The organism is Candidatus Zixiibacteriota bacterium, assembly GCA_036480375.1.
Classification (GTDB): domain Bacteria; phylum Zixibacteria; class MSB-5A5; order GN15; family JAAZOE01; genus JAZGGI01.
Window position 1 is genome coordinate 160,534 of the sequence record JAZGGI010000024.1, and the last position, 15,940, is coordinate 176,473.

13 protein-coding genes are annotated in these 15,940 nt (G+C 43.6%); all 13 read left to right on the forward strand.

Features of this window, described 5'->3' with window-relative positions; genetic code table 11:
- The first annotated feature begins 180 nt into the window (after positions 1-180).
- Positions 181-1,239, forward strand: coding sequence for a T9SS type A sorting domain-containing protein (locus V3V99_06835; GenBank protein ID MEE9442367.1), 1,059 nt, complete (start codon positions 181-183; stop codon positions 1,237-1,239).
- A gap of 170 nt (positions 1,240-1,409) precedes the next feature.
- Positions 1,410-2,141, forward strand: a complete 732-nt coding sequence (locus V3V99_06840; GenBank protein ID MEE9442368.1) for a dockerin type I domain-containing protein — start codon at positions 1,410-1,412, stop codon at positions 2,139-2,141.
- Positions 2,142-2,181: 40 nt separating this feature from the next.
- Complete coding sequence (locus tag V3V99_06845; GenBank protein ID MEE9442369.1) at positions 2,182-3,531, forward strand: DUF362 domain-containing protein; 1,350 nt, start codon at positions 2,182-2,184, stop codon at positions 3,529-3,531.
- Between the two features lie 128 nt (positions 3,532-3,659).
- Complete coding sequence (locus tag V3V99_06850) at positions 3,660-4,979, forward strand: DUF362 domain-containing protein (protein ID MEE9442370.1); 1,320 nt, start codon at positions 3,660-3,662, stop codon at positions 4,977-4,979.
- Between the two features lie 29 nt (positions 4,980-5,008).
- Complete coding sequence (locus tag V3V99_06855; protein MEE9442371.1) at positions 5,009-5,860, forward strand: alpha/beta fold hydrolase; 852 nt, start codon at positions 5,009-5,011, stop codon at positions 5,858-5,860.
- Complete coding sequence (locus V3V99_06860) at positions 5,850-6,842, forward strand: hypothetical protein (protein MEE9442372.1); 993 nt, start codon at positions 5,850-5,852, stop codon at positions 6,840-6,842. The genes V3V99_06855 and V3V99_06860 overlap by 11 nt, the downstream gene beginning before the upstream one ends.
- Positions 6,797-7,981 (forward strand): beta-L-arabinofuranosidase domain-containing protein, encoded by a 1,185-nt coding sequence (locus V3V99_06865; GenBank protein MEE9442373.1) that lies wholly within the window; start codon positions 6,797-6,799, stop codon positions 7,979-7,981. Before V3V99_06860 ends, V3V99_06865 begins: the two co-directional genes overlap by 46 nt.
- Before the next feature lie 84 nt (positions 7,982-8,065).
- Positions 8,066-9,502 carry an O-antigen ligase family protein gene (locus V3V99_06870; GenBank protein ID MEE9442374.1) on the forward strand — a complete coding sequence of 479 codons (1,437 nt, stop codon included), beginning with the start codon at positions 8,066-8,068 and terminating at the stop codon, positions 9,500-9,502.
- A 98-nt stretch (positions 9,503-9,600) separates the two neighbouring features.
- The gene (locus V3V99_06875; protein MEE9442375.1) at positions 9,601-10,659 is read left to right on the forward strand and encodes a FemAB family XrtA/PEP-CTERM system-associated protein; all 1,059 of its coding nucleotides are present in this window, start codon (positions 9,601-9,603) and stop codon (positions 10,657-10,659) included.
- Positions 10,660-10,665: 6 nt separating this feature from the next.
- Positions 10,666-11,850, forward strand: a complete 1,185-nt coding sequence (locus V3V99_06880) for an aminotransferase class V-fold PLP-dependent enzyme (protein ID MEE9442376.1) — start codon at positions 10,666-10,668, stop codon at positions 11,848-11,850.
- A gap of 28 nt (positions 11,851-11,878) precedes the next feature.
- Positions 11,879-12,409: an acyltransferase gene (locus V3V99_06885; GenBank protein MEE9442377.1), complete on the forward strand. Its 531-nt coding sequence runs from the start codon at positions 11,879-11,881 to the stop codon at positions 12,407-12,409.
- Between the two features lie 4 nt (positions 12,410-12,413).
- The gene (locus V3V99_06890; GenBank protein MEE9442378.1) at positions 12,414-14,717 is read left to right on the forward strand and encodes a glycosyltransferase; all 2,304 of its coding nucleotides are present in this window, start codon (positions 12,414-12,416) and stop codon (positions 14,715-14,717) included.
- Between the two features lie 2 nt (positions 14,718-14,719).
- A complete protein-coding gene (locus V3V99_06895; GenBank protein MEE9442379.1) occupies positions 14,720-15,871 on the forward strand; it encodes a glycosyltransferase family 2 protein in 1,152 nt (383 codons plus the stop codon).
- Positions 15,872-15,940: the final 69 nt, after the last annotated feature.

Consider the following 15,940-nt stretch of genomic DNA (forward strand, 5'->3'; position numbering starts at 1 on the left):
TAATTCTTGCTCAGTTCTCAATAATCGAACATTTCCGGTATGGGAAAATCCCCATAATTCTTTATTTTTCCGCCTCTAACCACCTGTCAGATAATGCACTTAACATTTCCGTTTATTCGGCCCGAATTTTGTATGTAATCTTTTCGGACATGCGACCGAAGACTTAAATGGGAGTCAAAGATGAGTACCAGGATTTATATACTCGGATACTATGACATGAAAAAACTAATTTTCATATGCCTGATTTTTCTATTGACGATAATGCTTCTGTGTAATTCTCAAACATTTTCCGCCGCTGTGACGGATAATGCCGCTATTGTATCATGGACGGCGCCGGGGGATGATGGGCAGTTTGGTTATGCCGCCCAATATGATATCAGGTATTCCACCGTACCTATTACGGAGGCCAATTGGGATTCGGCGACTCAGGTGCAGAACGAGCCTACTCCCAGTGTGGCCAATACAACCGAGTCATTCGCGATTACCGGACTGGCTTCAGGCGTTCAGTATTATATTGCCATTAAAGCGGCCGATGAAGTCCCTAACTGGTCGGGATTGTCCAATGTATTGACTATAACGACCGCAACGGTCGATACTCTGGCTCCCGATCCGGTTGCTGATTTGCAGGTTGAAACCGGCAGCTACGGAGAATTAATCCTGAGCTGGACTGCTCCGGGTGATGACTGGAATTTGGGCCTCGCCAATCGATATATAATTGCCTATTCGACCGATACATTGACGGCCGAAAACTGGCAATCGGCAGACTTATGGGATACTCCGCCCAATCCGGTACAATCTGGCAATCAGCAGACCGTGACCTTAACCGGATTAATCGAAGCCCAGGAATACTGGGTCGCCGTGGTTTCAATCGATGAGTCGAATAATGAATCGGAAATATCAAACGTTACTCATGGTGAAGCCGGTTTCGATTTTGTCCAGAATGACGATGATGGATTGCCGACCAGATTTGAATTATCTCAAAATTACCCCAACCCCTTCAATCCCTATACTCGATTTGATTATACCATTCCGATTGAATCACATGTTACGATTGCCGTTTACAATATTTTAGGACAGCAGACGGCCGTTTTGGTCGATGAGTACCAGAATGAGGGCGTTTATACGGCCGAATGGGACGGACGCGACAAAAACGGTAATCAAGCCTCTTCCGGAGTGTATTTTTATAATATCTTCACTGAAGATTATTCCGAATCAAAGAAAATGGTTCTTTTGAAATAGTAGCCGGGATCAATATCGATATCGTTTTATAGTGACATTGATCCCGTCTATCTGCGAATTCATCCAGTCAATTAAATACTTTACGCTTGACGTATATGTCTTTGAGTGACATCTTATATAAGTCTGCAAAATAGGGGACAAAAACTGCGGTTTTTGATCCGGGAAGGTTTATGAGAAAGTATGTTCTAATATTTATTCCGATAATCTTACTGATTCCCGTTAATAACGGCTTTTGCCAGGACACCATCTACCCGTCAGGATCTAATATCAATTGCACATACTCATTGAGCGGAAATCAATTTCGCCTTGATGATACTTTGACTATCATCCGAGAAGTTACAAATGATGAATCTTTTACATTGATGGGTCTTTATTTTTCGGAAACGCTGCCTCCCGAGTTTGAAATTATTTCAACGGGCGTTACCATAAATTCATTAAATATTAATCACCGCTATATAGAAAGCGCGATCGGTGAGATTGTCGACGGATATTCGACACATTATTTCGTTTTGGACGATCCCGACAGTCAATCGGTTTATAATAATGTCCTCAATCCGGGGAATACCGCTCGAATTGTCCTGAAAGTAATTAGCAGTCAATCCGGTGATTATCAGTTTCCGATACATTCGGCGGTGATGTATTCCGCGACATCAAACTTTTTTACTATCGCTGACGCCGTCAATGTCAGCGTTCAGTATTTATGCGGAGATGTTAACCGGGATAACAGCGCCGATATCGGGGATATCGTGTTTTTAATTAATTGCGTGTTTAAATTCGGGCCATTGCCGGATCCGATCACTGACGGAGATCTAAATTGTGACGGCAGGTGTAATGTCGGTGACGCGGTTTTTATGATTAATTATGTCTTTAAGGATGGTCCGGATTTATGCTGTGGCGGTTAACTTATTTGAAAGATATTAATTCCCGAAGTCTGAATTAATTATGGCGGAAGATAAACTAACCAGGCGTGAATTTTTACGGCGAGTCGGCTATTATGCCGGAGGCGTAATGGCGGTCGCTAATACTCCATTTGAGAATTTGGTTCAATGGAATCCGGTAGAAAGCAAAAACGCTTCAAATGTCTTTTATGTCAAGAACGGAACTCCAGCCCAGAATGTCGAGAAGATATTTGATATTATGGGTGGCATCGGTAATTTCATTGGCGGCGATGATGTCGTTGTTATTAAGCCCAATTGCCAGCAGGTGTTACAGGGGGGAACCAACACCGATTGCCTGAAAGGTCTAATAGACACCATCCTGAATATTCCCGGTTTTACCGGTGAAATAATCCTCGCTGAGAATATCCATAAAACCAGCCCCGATACAAGCACCAATAATTTATGGAATACTCCTGATATGACGCACAACGGCGCCATGAATGTCAGTACTCTTTTGAATTATTACGAAAATAACCGAGGTTTATATCCTGCGATTCACGATCATGGCGGGGAAATAAATGTCAGCAAATATCATTTACTTGACGTCGGTCGAGGCAGTCAGGAAGTTACCGGCCCTTCTGACGGTGACGGGTATGTCAGAAGAACCGATTTGGAGTATTTTGTCCCTGAGGGCGGATGGGAATTCAATCAGAACCTTAGTTATCCTTCTACCATTATGACTTATCCGATCTTTACATCGACTCATTCGGGAATTACGGTCGATATCAAGAATGGTTGCTGGCAGGGTGGGCAATATCTATCGACTAAATGTTTTTTTATCATGATGTCGGCACTGAATTTCCATAGTGGTTACGCGGGCGTTACCTCGGCCGTTAAGAATTATTACGGTCTCGTGGAATTATCGGGCGCTTTTTACGGCCAATATTCGGATTTCCACCGCATTGGTTTTCCGGCCGGAGGCGGTGCAGTCGGTATGTTTGTCAAGCATATTAGGCGAGCCGATTTGTATATTACTACCGCTGAATGGTGCGGTCATCAGGGACGCCAGGACCCCAATCCGATTCAAACCAAAACAGTCCTGGCATCAACCGATCCGGTAGCGTTGGATTATTGGGCCTCAAAACACATCGTCTATCCGCTTGGCGGTTGGCGTCAGACTTATAATGACCCTGATAATATGGCTGGGCCATTACGGAAATATATGAATAATTATCTGACAGAAGTCGATTGGGGTACCATTGATGAAGCCCAGATGGTTGTCCAGGGCTATGATTTTAATAGTCCCAGTGTCACGCGATCCGATATTGATCGAAAAATTATGCAATTCCGCAACGGTCAGGCAACGGAGCAAGAAGTCCTTAATTTAATTGAGCAGTACAAAAACGGCAAATAAATTCCCCTCAGAAAGTACCCAACATTCAATTGCTCAATTTATGATTAATTATAATTGATTTAGCCGCCGTATTTATTAATGTTTACAAAATATCCCGGACAATGATATTGACGCCTGGGGATTAATTAATGATAATGGATCGCAGACAATTTGTTAAGAATTTACTGATTTCTTTGGCCGGGCTGTGGGTCTTTAGAAAGAAAAAGAATATTTTGGCCGCTGTGAAATCAACGCCGACTAAAATCTTGGTAAGACAATCGGTACCGTCCGATGTCTTTTTAATTAGAAATGGAACTCCGGAAGAAAATATGAGCCGTCTCATCGATTTGATGGGTGGGATTGAGAGTATTATCGGCCGAGAAGATATAGTTATTATCAAACCGAATTCTCAATGGTGGCTTCAGGGAATGACCAATACCGACAGCATGGCCGCTCTGATTCAGATTATACTTGATATTCCCAATTTCAAAGGCGAGATTATCATCGCCGATAATCATCAGTTTCAGGATGACAACTCCCGCGGCTGGACCACCCTGGTGCCCAACGGCCGCTTTAATCTCAATCAATTGGTCGAATATTTCCAAAAGGCCGGATATAAAAATGTAACCAAATATCATTGGCATGACGGTGGCAGTAATCCATCTCCTATGCAGGGCGACGCTTTCGGAGATAGCGTCGTTTCCGGGCCCGAGGCAGGAGATGGATATGTCTGGGACGAAAACAATTATTATCTGGCCAGAAACGGCAATAAATGCGTTATGACCTACCCGATTATGACCTCTTCGTATAGTGGAATTACAATTGATTTGAAAAATGGAGCCTTTGAAAACGGCAAATATACCGAACAACCGGTAAAATTTGTCAATATGCCATCGCTCAATCATCATGGCGCTTATTGCGGCGTAACTGCCTCGGTGAAAAACCTCATGGGTGTGGTCGATATGTCATGCGGGTTTCCGGCTCCCCAGCCAAAAGAAACCTTTAATACTCATTATGTTGGGCTGACTTCCCCCTTTTGGGAAAGATTTCGGCGAACTGCTAATTTCCATTGGCGGGCTCGAGATATGATGAACAGGTTTTTGAAAGAAACTGATTTGGTCGAATTTCATCATACCGGAGGCGCCCTGGGGTATTGGATTCAAAACGTCAGGAAACCGGATTTGAGTATTATAACAGCCGACTGGGTTGGATATGGCAGTCGGATTGTAAAAGCGTTGTCGGCCAGACCAAAGGCATTAGTTGCTTCGACCGATCCCGTCGCCGCCGATTTTATTGCCGCTCAAAAAGTTCTCCTGCCGGTGACCAAAGAACATGCCCCAAAAAGCCGATATGTTCAATTAAATGACCCCGATAATCCGGATGGGCCATTTTATAAGTTTTTGGAATATGCGGCCCGTGAATGCGGCGGAAATCGCGAAAATTCAAGTATCAGGGTCATTGAAAGTTGATAACTTCACAATTGAATTTGAGGTAGTTTTTGTTCAATCAGGATAACTCAATCATCCCGGATCGATGTTTTTCACCAATTGACGGCCATGACCTGTTCATTTCACACTATCAACCTCATGAGTCAAATCAAAATGGTATCGGGATTTTGTTTTGCGATCCGATTTTAGAGGAAAAGCAGGATTCCCGGCGGGCGCTGGCAAACTGGGCCAATTATCTGGCTCAAAATGGATATAATGTTCTGTGTTTTGATTTCCGCGGTCAGGGCGAATCAACCGGGATGTTTTCTGATTTCACTCCCGAAGATGCTTTCAAAGATATTGAATTTTGCTTTCGAGAGTTAAAAGATAAAAAGGGTGTGGAGCGGATTGGATTCTTTGGCATGCGTTACGGTTGTAATCTTGCCGCCCGTGCAGCAATAGAACTGAAGCCTGATTTTATGATTTTGTGGGGGGCAATGATAAACGGCGGGCAATATGCCGATACGATTTTGCGCGCCAACTTGACAACCCAGCTTTTGGTTCACCGCAAAGTCATTACCAATAGAAAAACGTTAGTAGAAAAAATGCGGGCTGGCGAAACCGTAAATATTGACGGATACGATTTGTCCCTGGACTGGTATACATACATGACTGAGCGAGATATCGCGAAAGATTTGAGGAATTTTCAAGGAGCGCTTTGTCTGTTGGAACTCGACCCCAAGCCTCAGCGTCGCGAAAAGAAATGGAATGATTTTACTGAAAGTGTTGAATTGAATGCCAACGGAAACATGTCAGCGATAACGAAATGCGATCAATTCTGGAAATTGATTCCCCGATATATCGCCTGGCCCGACGAACCGATTGAAAAAACGATGGAGTTTTTGAACTCAAATGCCGGATAAGATTCGAAAAATCAAACGGGAAGTGATCCGATTTAAATCAGGTGATAATCATCTTAACGGAATGATTCATCTGCCGGATGAGAATAATCGGCGGGAACTGGGTGCTGTTTTATGTTCGGCAGGACTCAAAAACCGGATTGGTTACGGACGCATAAACGTTATCATCGCTGATTTTCTGGCCGGACATGGATATCCGGTCATGCGTTTTGATTATCATGGGTGCGGTGATTCTCAGGGACATTTATCGCCAACCGGTGAGGTGAACGAATTGCATGCCGATATAAACGGTTTTATACAGACCGGGCTGTTTTCCAACGATGCGTTAAATGCGATTGAGGCGCTTAAGGAAAAATCGGGATGTAAAAAATTTATTCTGACCGGTTTATGCGGCGGTTCAAACACATCGCTATATACAGCGGTAAAATCGGAAGAGGTCATTTCTATCTTCTTATTGAATCTGCCGGTCGCCCTCGATTCCAATCTGGCTCGGCAGGAACGGGCGGGGGAGATGAGTGAATGGCACCTGAAATTTATGTACGAGTCATATTTGAAAAAAGTATTTTCACCCCGCGCCTGGTTGCGGATTTTAAGCTTCAAATCCGATTTCCGAGGCATTGCTCAGATAGTTAAATCGAAATTTTCAGGGGGTAAAAGTACAAATTCTGCCGGGCCTTCCAATGAAGAGAAAAAATTCAATTTTAATGATGACTTATTGGCGAAATTTGACGAATATTTTACCAGCGGGCGCAAGGCGTATTTTGTATTTGCTGAAAATGATCCCTTGAAAAACGAATTTGAGAAATATTTTGAAAATGACAAAGGAGCACAGATACTTGAGAAGTATCGGGAAAGCTATTTCAAAAAGGTCATAAAAGACAGCAATCATAGTTTTACCGAATGGAACTGGCGGAAGCAATTGTTTGAGGAACTGCTCAGATGTATAAAACAGGAAACGAAGACATCCAAAAAAACGGCGGTATAGGACGATTCGGTCTCTATCTTTTAATGATTAAAGACCGACTTGGCCTGTCTAAATCTCAACCGACAGAACACACAACTCATCTGGCCGAAGCGATTAGCTGGCTCACCCGGGCGCAGGATGCGACGCCGGATGACGGTTTCGCTCGGGCATACAATTTGATTCTGGGGTGGGAACCTTCATATCCCGAGACGACCGGCTATATTATCCCAACGCTGATTGATTATTATCATCAGTCCAAAAATGAGGCAATTCTGAAGATAGCAATAAAAGCCGCCGACTGGCTTTTGGGACAGCAATTCCCCGAAGGGGGGATTCCCGGAGGCACGGTAGCGACGATGCCCAAAAAACCGACCATTTTTAACACCGGCCAGGTAATATTTGGATGGGTTAATACCTACAATGAGACAGGCGATGAAAAGTATAAGGACGCTGTCGATCGCGCCTGTAAATGGTTATTTGAAGCCCAGGACGAAAACGGAGCTTGGACTAAACACGGTTCGGTTGTGGCAACGTATGGTTTGAACACTTATAATGTCCGCACTGCCTGGGCTATGATCCGAGGGGGCGAAATCACCGGGAACGATGATTTTATAAACGCCGCGCTAAAAAATATTGACTGGGCCCTGACGCAGAGAAACTCGAATGGATGGTTTGAAAATAATTGCCTGACCGATAATAATAAGCCGTTGACGCATACCATCGCCTACGCAATTCGAGGTATTCTCGAATGCGGATTGGCGGCCTCACGAACTGATTATGTCGACGCCGCCATTGATTCCGCCCGGAAAGTATTGGGCAGATTACGAGAAGACGGGTATCTGGCCGGACGATTCGATAATAAATGGAACGCTGCCGCCGGTTACAGTTGTTTACCCGGAACCTGCCAGATGTCTATTATCTGGAGTAAACTATCATCATTGGGTAAGGACAAAGAATTTCTTGAAGGCGCCGGAAAGGCGCTTGATTATGTCTGTTCGATCCAAAATGTAACAACGGGAAATTTAAATACGCGTGGTGGAATAAAAGGATCTTACCCTATCGATGGACAATACGGGAGGTTCGAATTTCCAAACTGGGCAGCTAAGTTTTTCGCCGACGCTGTCATGGAATTTCAAAAGGCATCAGATAAACAGTTGTAGGCATTATCGCTTATTTATTCGTATAATGTATTATCATTCGAAACAGGGATGTTGTTAAACTGGGAAGAATTTTCGCTGGAGAAAATGACAAGTTCCAAAGATACATTTAGCCGTATGCCGGATCGGCAATTGCAGGCAGCACCGAAGCTGACCTGGCTCTATCTTCTTATAATTACCGCTTCTTTAGCTGGAGGAGTAGGATTAGTTATTGGTGATCAAACGGTGGTTTTCGCGATCATTCTGTCGGTATTGGGGATGGCAATGATCATTCTATATCCATTCTGTGGTTTAATCATTTTTGTTATATTGAATTTTATCAGGCCAACCGATATTATGCCTGCCCTGGCGGTTATTCCACTGGCCAAGATAATTGGCGGAGCGACGTTAATTGCGCTGATCTTTAGCCGCATAAGATCCAGAGATTTTGAATTAGGTGGCCGTCAGGCAGTATTACTGATTGCCTTTGCTGCGACTCTTTTTATTTCAGTGCCTCTTTCTTTTTGGCCGACCAAATCGTTGGACGTGTCGCTGGATTTCCTAAAAATCATCCTCTTCTACCTTCTCTTTGTTAATATTGTCCGGGATCTTAAGAAACTGCGTACAATCACATTGATCGCGATTGCCTGCATTGTCGTATTATGCCTTTCGACTATTTATTCTTTTATTTCAGGGGATATTAGAGCCGGCTCTCTTATTGGTCAGGGGATGTTTGGTGACGCAAATGACGTCGCATTAATATTGGTTACCGCGATTCCCTTAACAATATTTTATAAATTAAAAAACACTCCCGTACCTTATTACAAAATTATTCAGTGGGGTGTCATAGTTCTTCTCATTCTCGGCGTCGTAATGACCAAATCCCGGGGAGGTCTTCTGGGCCTTTTGGCCGTCGTTTTTTTTATGGCTATGAAAGGCAAAAACAAAGCAATCGGATTGGTAGTATTTTTAGTTGTAATCGCGCTAATACTTATGTTGCTGCCTTCTGAATTTACCGATCGATATTCAACAATCGGTACTTATAATCAGGATGCCTCAGCGATGGGCCGAATATATGCCTGGCAGGCAGGCATAAATATGATGATAGCACGACCGGTTACCGGAGTAGGAGTAGGATGTTTTGAAACGGCCTTTGGATTGGCCTTCCGACCGGCCGGATTCGGGGCCGCCAAATGGCAGGCGCCACATAATACGCTTATTCAAGTTGGCGGTGAAACCGGATTGATTGGATTGGCAATTTTTATGTATTTATACTTGTATTGCTTAATGCTGATGAGACGATTACAGCCGGCCGGTACGGATGAGCAGAAGAAAAAGATAACTTTGATAAAAGACGCCATTTTTACAGGCCTGATTGGCTTTGGCGTCAGCGCGTTTTTTCTCACCCAGGCCTTTAATTACATGCTTTACTTCTTGATCGCGTCAACGGCGAGCCTAACGGCAATAAATAGTCAATTAATGAAAACAACCGATAATAATAAGATAGAGAATACTCATGCATCGGAACTCAAGAGGCTAAACTAAGATGGATTTAATACAGAATTTTCAGATGAGTTCAAAATTGCCGACAATGGTGAGAAAATTACTAAAACCGATAGCAATATCACGGGTAGCGATAGTTTATGAACGCCGGTTCTGTTGAAATAAATACGACCACGGTTCGGCGGGTGAGAAACGATGATGGCCAGCGCTGGAATGAGTATGCCGAACAAAATCCGTACTGTACCTATTGTCATCAATGGGAATGGCAGGCTGTTTTTCAAAACTCATTCAAAGCAATGCCCTACTATTATCTGGCAGAACACGATAATAAAATCGTCGGGATTTTTCCCAATATCTATATGAAGAGCGTGCTTTTTGGCCGTTATATGATTTCCCTGCCATGGCTGGATTATGGCGGGCCGGTCGCCGATTCGGCGGAAATTGCCGAGCTATTAATTTCAAATGCCGGCAATGAGGCGCGTGATTTGGGATGTCAGTTTTTAGAAATGCGAGCCGTCGGCATGCATCTACCAAATTTAACAGAGAAACTTGATAAGAGGGAATTTCATCTTGATTTAACGGGGGGGCAAGACAAAGTCTGGGCATCATTCGATGCCAAGGCCCGCAATCAGGTTAGAAAAGCTGAAAAATCAGGACTTATCGTATGTTTTGGTAAAACTGATTTGCTTGATGAATTCTACAGGATATTCTCCCGTAATATGAGAGATCTGGGAACACCAGTCTGGCCCAAAAGTCTATTCGCCGAGATTTTTAATCATTTTGGAGATACTTCTGAAATCGCCCTGGTCAGGATGGACAACGAACCGATTGCCGCGGCGTTGCTTCTTCATTATCGGAAATATTCAACGGTACCGTCGGCATCGGCCCGCCGTGAGTTTTTGAAATATTGCCCCAACAATATCATGTACTGGGAAATAATCAAGCGATGTATAGAAAAAGGCTCGAAAGTTTTTGACTTTGGCCGTAGCAGTGAAGGCGCTGGAACCTATCGGTTTAAAAAGCAATGGGTGAAAAATCCCAAAGAGCAAGTCTGGCAATATCAGCTCTATGCCAAAGACTCTCTTCCGGAATTAAATCCGAATAATCCAAAATTTAAACTGCTTATTGGAATATGGCGAAAATTGCCGGTGCCTATAGCGAATCTTATAGGCCCTAAAATCGTAACCAAGCTTCCTTAACGAATTATGTTTAACACTTTGCCCCCGACCGGCGTACCGATTGACAAACTCGTTATAGACGGGAACGCTTCTTCAGCAGATTCGAGTTTTGCCGAAATGATTTCCGTTAGATTAGGCGGCGAAACATTTTTAACGAATTCGGGCCGGACGGCTTTGTATTTATTGTTAACGTCTCTGAAGAAAATTTATCCGGATAGAAACGAAATCATTATCCCTGACTACACTTGCTGGTCGGTACCGTCAGCGATAATGAAGGCCGGTTTGAAAGTCAAGCCGGTTGATATTGAATTAAATACTTTGAGCATAGATCCCGATATCCTTGTGAATTCAATCGGCGAGAAAACCTGTGCCGTGATCGTAACACACCTCCTGGGTATCCCCGGAGCAGTAGAGAGAATTGAGGAGATTTGCAAAAACAAGGGAGTAGCGCTTATCGACGATGCCGCTCAGGCTTTTGGGGCAAAAGTAAAATCTCGGGAAGTAGGGTCGTTTGGCGATGCCCTGGTCTTGAGTTTTGGGCGAGGCAAATGCATCACGACGCTTCATGGCGGAGCGGTCGTAGTGAGAAATAAAGAATTACTCAGGGAATTTGAAATTCATTATTCCAATCTGCCGGAAGAAGAATATTCGGATAAAAGTGACCGGTTTCAATTGAAGGTATATCAAAAATTATTCAATCGCCGTTATTACTGGATACCGGATAATATGCCGTTTCTAAAAATCGGCGAGACAATTTATGATCCTGATTTTCCCGTTAATAAAATGCCGGATAAAAGGACCCGGCGGGGCCAAATAATGATGGAAAGACTCGATCAGATTAATGAAGATCGCATAAAAATCTCTAATAAATACAGGGCGGTTTTAAGTGGAATAAATGGTATAATGCTCCCGGAAACCCCGATAAATGACGAGCCATGTTATCTAAGGATGCCTGTCCTGATTTACGATAATATAAAAAGAGAGAAAATTTTGAAAAAAGGCCACCCGTTGGGGATTTCCGGCATGTACCCGGGAACGGTTAGCGCCATACCGGAACTATCGTCAGATATGACCAGAGATAGTTATTGTCCCATTGCTGAGAAAGTGGCGGATGCCTTGATTACATTGCCAACGCATTTTGGAGTTACCGATAGGGATATAGATAACATCGCCATTCTATTGGAATCGGCGAATAAATTAAAGAGTAATTAACAATCGACGCGAATTGTGCGGAGGTTTTATGGAAAATTATTACATTATGAGCGAATACCGAAAACAACGGCCCAAAAGATTGGAGCGTTGGGATTGGTTTTTCAAAATCCTTAGCAAATTTACCCGCGATTGGGTCTTCGGCTGGAAAATGAGAAGCCGTTTATATCGTTTTATGGGCGTAAATGTCGCTATGGGCGATGAACCGGCTTATATCTGCCGTGAGACATGGATAGAAGATAATTTCCCCGAACTTGTTACTATTGATGAGGGCGTCGGGATTGGCTGGCGATGTACGATCTTTGTCCATAATACTCAACGAGAACCGCATATTGTCGCCCCGGTGCATATTAAAAAGAAAGTCCTCCTGGGACACTGTGTAACGGTTATGCCGGGCGTAACTATCGGCGAATATAGCCAGATAGGTTGTGGCGCACTGGTTACGAAGAGCATCCCGCCGTACAGTGTTGCTGCCGGAGTGCCCGCCAAAGTGATTCGCCAGCTTACTCAGGAAGAGATCGATATGCGTAATAGGGAAAAGGCGATCAAATCATCACGGTGAGGCTGTGGAAAACAACGGAAATCGCCAAAATGATGCCTTAGTATGCTACGCCGAAGATTGGGGGCGGCTCCCGTCATCGACGCAGCATTTGATGCGAAAATTGTCATCCAATCATACTATTCTTTGGGTTGATAGTCTCGGTTTGCGTGTTCCATCAGTATCTAAAGGCGATGTCGGCCGGATTTTCTCAAAGATTGGCAAATTTTTCGCCGGAGTTAAGGAAGTTGAACCGAATATATTTGTTCTCTCGCCTCTGGTCATTCCGCTTTTCAAATATTCCCTGATTCGGTGGATTAACCGCCAGATTCTCAAATTTAATATCCAACGATATTTAAGGAAAAATAATATAGCCTCGATTATCCAGTGGTCGTCCTGTCCGACCGCGGCGATTATGCTCGATGCCCTGGGTGAAAAAGCAAATGTTTATTACATCGGGGATGAGTTTTCGGAATTTACGCAGTTCGATAAAGATTTGGTCGCTTCGCTGGAACGGCTTCTTTTGATTCAATCCGATCTGCTTCTTGTGGTTTCCGACCGGCTGGTGGAAACCAAATCGAAATATAATCCGTCGATATATAAACTACCGCATGGATGCGATTATGAACATTTCGCGCAAACCGAAAGGTTAACCGAATCAGATATCCCCGGTGATTTGCGCACAATAAAGAAATCCGTTATCGGCTATTACGGTTTGATACGGGACTGGTTCGATTTTGAGATGCTCAAAGATATTTTTTCCCGGCATCCGGAATGGTCGCTGGTTCTTATCGGTCCTTGCGATACCGATACCTCGCTTATTGATAATCTTCCCAATGTTCATCTATTGGGTCCAAAACCGTATGAGGAATTGCCCAACTATCTGAAAGGCTTTGACGTCTGTATCATCCCATATAGAATCAGCGAAATAACGATAAACGCTAATCCGCTTAAACTTCTTGAGTATATGGCTTCCGGCAAACCGGTGATAACGACCGATCTTCCTTCGGTGCATTCATATTCCGAGGGCTTGACAATCGCCAAATCAGCCGGTGATATGGAATCAGGGATTGAAAATCTTTTGTCAGGTCAAACGGATGAGATAAAATCAAAACAGGTTAAGATCGCGCGAGAAAATTCCTGGACAAATCGCGCCGAGAAAATAGAGAGTCTTCTCGAAGAAAAAGTTCATCCGATATATCGAAAACCGAATCGTCCGGTAATCATGCACGTTATTGCCGCGATGGAAATCGCCGGAGCCGAAAAAGTACTTTTAAATTTGATTGACAGAAAAGACAATTGTCCGTACGAAATGCGAGTGACTTCATTTGTCCGGGGATCTGACGGAACCGGAACCAAATTTCTGAAATCTGTGTTCGCGACTGATACGACCGTTGATCGGATTCCGATGTGTCGCCGCTGGGATTTACGGGATGTGAAGGCATTGATGCGAATTATAAAGCGGCAAAAAGTCAGTCTCTTACATACTCACGGTTACAAGAGTGATATCGTGGGAGTTTTGGCGTCTAAATTAACCGGCGTGCCCATTGTCGCTACATCACATGGTTTTACATCTGCCGATGAAAAGTTGAAAAGAAACGAAAAAATCGATCGATTCATATTACGATTCGCCCATAAAATCATTTGCGTTTCGAAAGGGGTTTACGATTCACTGGTCTTTTCGGGAATTGATAAAGATAAATTGATATTAATACCCAATGCGATTGATTTTGAATATTTTTCAAAACCGCCTGATAAAAATTTTCGTGAAAGCTGGGGCGTGGCATCGGATGAGATTATAATCGGCACTGCCGGTCGATTGTCTCTGGAAAAGGCGCATACCGATCTTGTCAAAGGGCTGGCAATAATACCAGAAGATATGCGGAATAGATGTCGCCTGGTAATCGCCGGAGACGGACCGGAAAAGGAAAAGATTCTTGAAGCCGCCAAAGAAAATGGAGTCGCTGATAAACTTATCATGGCCGGGTATGTAAATGATATGCGGTCGTTCTTTAATTCAATCGACGTATTTTGCCTGTCTTCTCTGGCCGAAGGCACTCCCTTGACCGCGCTGGAAGCGGCGGCTTCAGGATTGCCCCTGGTTATGACTTCCGTTGGCGGAAGTACGGCCTTGATAAATGACGGTGTAGATGGTTTTCTGATTGAGCCGTCAGCGCCGAATCAATTGGCGGATGCATTAAGTAAGCTGATTGATGATGAAAAGCTGAGAAATCAATTCGCGCGGGAAGGGCGAGATAAGCTCAAATCGGAATACGATATTGTCAACTGGTCGGAAAAGTTTTTTGATATTTATCGGGGAATATTGAGATAAATATGGAACTGGCAGCTTTAAACATATTCTGGATTTCCCTGGGAGTTTTGTTTTATACTTATATTGGTTATCCGGTGTTGATGTTTGTCCTGGGAGGATCAAAACGAACAAATAATGCCAATAACTACGACCTGCCAAAGGTTTCCCTGATAATATGCGCCTATAACGAAGAAAAAGTAATCGCCGAAAAAGTCCAAAACGCTTTGTCTTGTGATTATCCATCTCATAAGTTCGAAATTATAATTGTTTCTGACGGTTCAAGTGATGCCACAAATGAAATTGTTTCCGAATATACTGACGCGCGAATGAAATTTTTCGCCAACCCCAACCGCGGTGGCAAAGCGACGGCGTTGAATACCGCATTTGGAAACTGTACCGGTGAAATATGTGTATTGACTGACGCGAACGTGATGTTTGAACCTAACGCCGTCAAAAAGTTAGTAAATAATTTCTCAGATGATACTGTCGGAGCGGTCGTCGGCAATGTAATCTTAAAATCGGCCGACGGTGAGATAGCCGGGGAGTCGCTTTATTCGAAATATGAAAAAGCAGTTCACACCGCCGAAAATAACTGGGCGACGATGATTACCGTTGACGGAGCGATGTATGCCATCAGAAGAAAATATGCCCGGACTATTCCTACCGATACAATCACGGATGATTGGTTTCTCGCTTCACGAAGTCTGCTGGATAAGAAGTGCATGATATGCGATTCCCAGGCAATTGGATATGAAGATGCCGCGGCTTCGGTTTCCGGAGAATTCAAAAGAAAAGTACGAATGATTGCCGGCGGATTTCAAATGATGTTTCGGCGAATGAAATTATTTTTCAATCCATTTGCGTACCCCAAAATCTCGTTCATGTTTATATCTCATAAGCTGCTTCGCTGGATAGCGGGATTATTTATGATAATTCTATTGCTGTCTAATATAGTCCTGCAGGGTACCGAGAATATGTTTTACGGATGGATGTTAGGAATCCAGGTTCTTTTTTATTTACTGGCATTAACAGGATGGCTCGGCAAACGCAACCTGACTAATTTTCTTTTTTATGTGCCGTATTACTTCGTGGCCGTGAACTTCGCCTCGATTTTGGGAATGCTAAAATACCTTACCGGTTCCCAGAAAGCGGCCTGGGAAAAAAGCAGGGAATGAATTATAATTGATTTTTGCGTTATCGATAACTTATTTAAAATCGTTGCAGACTATTTGAGTAAATTCATA

What these genes read in the sequence shown, in the direction of transcription:
- V3V99_06835 (MEE9442367.1), top strand. Translation starts at nt 181, where the DNA reads ATGAGTACCAGGATTTATATACTCGGATACTATGACATGAAAAAACTA.
- V3V99_06845 (MEE9442369.1), top strand. Translation starts at nt 2,182, where the DNA reads ATGGCGGAAGATAAACTAACCAGGCGTGAATTTTTACGGCGAGTCGGC.
- V3V99_06885 (MEE9442377.1), top strand. Translation starts at nt 11,879, where the DNA reads ATGGAAAATTATTACATTATGAGCGAATACCGAAAACAACGGCCCAAA.
- V3V99_06880 (MEE9442376.1), top strand. Translation starts at nt 10,666, where the DNA reads ATGTTTAACACTTTGCCCCCGACCGGCGTACCGATTGACAAACTCGTT.
- V3V99_06870 (MEE9442374.1), top strand. Translation starts at nt 8,066, where the DNA reads ATGACAAGTTCCAAAGATACATTTAGCCGTATGCCGGATCGGCAATTG.
- V3V99_06895 (MEE9442379.1), top strand. Translation starts at nt 14,720, where the DNA reads ATGGAACTGGCAGCTTTAAACATATTCTGGATTTCCCTGGGAGTTTTG.
- V3V99_06875 (MEE9442375.1), top strand. Translation starts at nt 9,601, where the DNA reads ATGAACGCCGGTTCTGTTGAAATAAATACGACCACGGTTCGGCGGGTG.
- V3V99_06865 (MEE9442373.1), top strand. Translation starts at nt 6,797, where the DNA reads ATGTATAAAACAGGAAACGAAGACATCCAAAAAAACGGCGGTATAGGA.
- V3V99_06840 (MEE9442368.1), top strand. Translation starts at nt 1,410, where the DNA reads ATGAGAAAGTATGTTCTAATATTTATTCCGATAATCTTACTGATTCCC.
- V3V99_06850 (MEE9442370.1), top strand. Translation starts at nt 3,660, where the DNA reads ATGATAATGGATCGCAGACAATTTGTTAAGAATTTACTGATTTCTTTG.
- V3V99_06860 (MEE9442372.1), top strand. Translation starts at nt 5,850, where the DNA reads ATGCCGGATAAGATTCGAAAAATCAAACGGGAAGTGATCCGATTTAAA.